Raw genomic sequence first — 3,619 nt, forward strand, 5'->3', positions numbered from 1 at the left:
AGGCGGACTTGACCTGAAATTCAAGTGAAAAACCGGATGGCGTGCCGTCAGGTATGTTGCGTACGTGATTGCCGGTATGCGCGTTCAGCGGTCATTATCACGGCGGGATGTGAAATATTTCCTGCCGTACCGCGCCCTCGTCTTGTACGCGCCGAATATCAGAGACACCGCGAGCCACCCGCCCAGCAGTGCGAACGGGACCATCAGGACAGGCGGCCACAGGACCGCCACCGCTGAGAGAGTGAGCAGCACGAGGCCGGCAATGAACATGATCTTCGACTCGGCGGGGCCGAGCACCCTGCGGTTGGTGATCGCCGCCTCCACGACCCTGCCCGCGCTGATGAAGCCAGCCCCGGCCCGGCCCAGGCTCCCGCGTCCCTTGATGCGGGATTCCCGGTGCGGCCTTTTTTGAACCGGAGACGCCGTACGGTGCTTGCCCAGCACGATCTCCGTCGAGTTAGAAAGGTCCTCGATGTATATTCGCTCCATCACGTGCGCAAAGTCTTTGTCTTCCGCCATCACGTCGAGCTCGTAGTTCCCGATCCAGCTGGCGATGTTCAGGTTGCTCGACCCTATGCGCGTCCACCTGCCGTCGGCAACCGCGGTCTTGGCATGCAGCATGGGCCCGTTCCACTCGAAAACCCTCACACCTGCCTCGAGGAGCGGCTGGTACCCGGCACGTGACACGGCACGCAGAATAGGAATGTCCGTCGTCCCCGGAACCAGGAGCCTGATATCCACCCCGTCCTCCGCCGCGGCCCTGAGCGACTGCACGTAAGGCGTGAGCCCGAGGTAGTACGCGTCAGTGAGCCAGAGTCGCTTTCGCGCCGCCGCGGCAATGAGCTGGTCCAGGCGGAACAGACCAGCGATGTTCGGTACGCTTGCCACAATCCGCAGCATGACATCGCCGGTCTTGCGGATCGCCTTCCTGTCCGGTGTCTCTTCCGGCGGCAGGGCGGGGCCCATGGTCGCCCACAGATCCGCGAAAGCGCACTCGATGTCGGCAACGGCGGGACCCGTGACCATGACGCCGGTATCGCGCCACTGGTCGATCCCCCTGTCCGGGTAGCCCGCCCACTTGCGGCCGACGCAGAGGCCTGAGACAAAGCCCTTCCGTCCGTCGACCGCTATCATCTTCCGGTGGTCCCTGCTCATCCATCCAAGGGGGCTTTGGAGCCGCGGGGGATTATAACAGCGGACCTCGGCGCCGGCGAGCCGCAGGTCCTTCCAGAAGCGGCGGGAGGTCTTGCCCATCGCGCCGAGCCAGTCGTATATCACCCTGACTCGAACTCCCTCCCGTGCCCTGTCCACCATGACTTTCGCGAATTCGCCGCCGATGTCGTCGCTGTAGATGATATAAGAGTCGAAATGGATGCTTTTCTCCGCTCCGCGCATTGCATCAAGCCAGGCGGGATAGTTTTCCGACGCATCCTTGAGGACGCTGATGGTGTTGCCCTGTATGAGGGGCGCGCCTGCTGCCCTTGAAAATGCCTGTTCTGCGAGCAGTTGGACCTCCGGGCTTGTTGCTGCGGGGGGCACGCGGGGAGATTTTTGTTTCATATCATTGTGTGATCCATGATTTCCGTACATCAAGAGAATAATTCATAATGTTATACATGTCAAGATCATTGCATAAACTTAAAGCATCTGATTCAAAAACGCGCTTGAAGCGTTGCTGAATGTTATAATTTGGTACAGGAAAGCGGCATAAGAACTTATCCCTTGCTATATTTTTAATTTTAATTCTGAGCCGCTGCCAACTATTTCCCATATGATGTTCGTTGTATTTCGGATAAAAGCACGGTCGTGACTTACGATAATCAATCCTCCATCATACTGGCATAAAGCATTCTCAAGGCACTGAATCGAAGGTATATCCATGTGATTGGTTGGCTCGTCCATGATAACAAGTGACGGAATTTTCAAGAGTCCGAGGGCCAGCATTATTTTCCTCATCTCACCGGGACTTGGTATTTCAGAATGAATAACCCTATCCGGTTCTGAGCCGAGACGATGAACTGCGGTCAGTAAAAGTCCGAGGCTCCCACCGTCAAGTTGACTCATCACGTCCCGTGTTTTTCCCCATAATTGTGTGTCAATTTCCTGGGGGACGTAAACAACATGTTCAGGTAGAAGACGGATTTTCCGGATAATGAAATTGATCAAAGTGCTTTTCCCTGTGCCGTTCCCTCCGATTATCGCGATCCTGTCATCGGGAGACACATTGATATCGGGCACCAGCAATTTCTTTTCAGGACCCAAGGGAATGCTTTGTTCCTCAATAGCAACAAGGGAATTGCGTTCGGATATCTCACCCTTGAAGATGATACCATTGGTCTTGCGTCTGCGAAAATAGATTGAGGACGCATCGCTTCCCAACTTGTCGGCTCGCGCTTCAAGTAGTTTGACTTTCCGGGCACCTTTTTTATCCTTCCCGGTGAGCCGCGCAGCATCCACCTTGCACTTAGCGTCACGATCGTTTCTGGGGATTTTTCTTTTTGAGAGCTTACCTGCTTTTCCATCTTCACGCTGTCTCATGGAGGCGGCCCTTTTTTTCGTGTCGCGGTATCTGGCCAGTGCAAGCCGGTAGTTTTTCTCACGTACGGCATCCTCAAATTGCTGGTTTTCATACCCTTCCGTGAAATTTGCCCGGCGAAGCATTGCATAACCTGGGCGCATGAACAGACAGGAATGGCATAATGCATCAAGCATGTCCCTTTCATGTGATACCAAAATACCAATGCTATTGAAGGTTAGCAGCGATGAGAGGAGCAATTGCTTTGTTTTAATATCAATGTGATTGAAAGGCTCGTCAAGCACGAGAATATCCGGCTCGCTCCAGAGAGCCATTCCAATTTGCAAGCGTTTTCGTTCGCCATGGCTTAACGTATCCCACCTGTCCGCCCAATCAGTATCGATTTCAAGCATTGAGCATAGTTTACCTGACAGCGATTCCGCTTTAATAATAAATTCCGCAACACGGTCTGGAGGATTGACAGTGCTTTGCTCGCAGTAAAAAGACTTTAAACCATCATCAATGATAACGGAACCTCTTGTGGGCAAAAGAATACCTGCGGCAAGTTTTGCTACAGTAGATTTGCCAACTCCGTTAGGACCGACGATACCTGTCCACCCTTTCGAGAAATGTACGTTCAGTGATGAAACAATCGGTTCCTGCAATATATGGTAAGAAAACGAAACATCGACAAATTTAAGATTTTTTGCTGACATCAGCCTCTCCTTGAATTGCATAATCATGGCCTGGCGACCTGAGGTTTATACCGAAAGAGAGGATTATAAAATTCACTCTTTCAGTTAGTCAGCATTTTTCATACTTAAATTTGCTCCTTTATTGAGGTTAATAAATTATTTCATGTTGATGTTTTTTGTCAATACATTTAAATAGTTATTCCCATCAAAGTTCAGGCTCAAAAAATCGAAATGATTCATTACGAATAAAACTTTATGACGGATGTTCGGAACAATGATTGACTGGATCAATTCCTTCTCCGTACTCCTTGACCCCGAAAGTTATGGAACAGGTCAATAATATACCTGAAAATACAAAGCGGCAGAAAATCCCGCCTCCTGAAAAGTTTAAGTCATATCTTGCAGGTGA

General features: G+C 51.5%; 2 protein-coding genes. Both read right to left on the reverse strand.

The window, feature by feature from the left end; translation table 11 throughout:
* Positions 1 to 84 precede the first annotated feature (84 nt).
* Positions 85 to 1,560 carry a cardiolipin synthase B gene (locus tag KA369_24190; protein MBP7739091.1) on the reverse strand — a complete coding sequence of 492 codons (1,476 nt, stop codon included), beginning with the start codon at positions 1,558 to 1,560 and terminating at the stop codon, positions 85 to 87.
* Between the two features lie 165 nt (positions 1,561 to 1,725).
* Positions 1,726 to 3,231, reverse strand: a complete 1,506-nt coding sequence (locus KA369_24195; GenBank protein MBP7739092.1) for an ABC-F family ATP-binding cassette domain-containing protein — start codon at positions 3,229 to 3,231, stop codon at positions 1,726 to 1,728.
* Between the last annotated feature and the right edge of the window lie 388 nt (positions 3,232 to 3,619).

The sequence above is a fragment of the Spirochaetota bacterium genome, assembly GCA_017999915.1.
GTDB lineage: Bacteria > Spirochaetota > UBA4802 > UBA4802 > UBA5550 > RBG-16-49-21.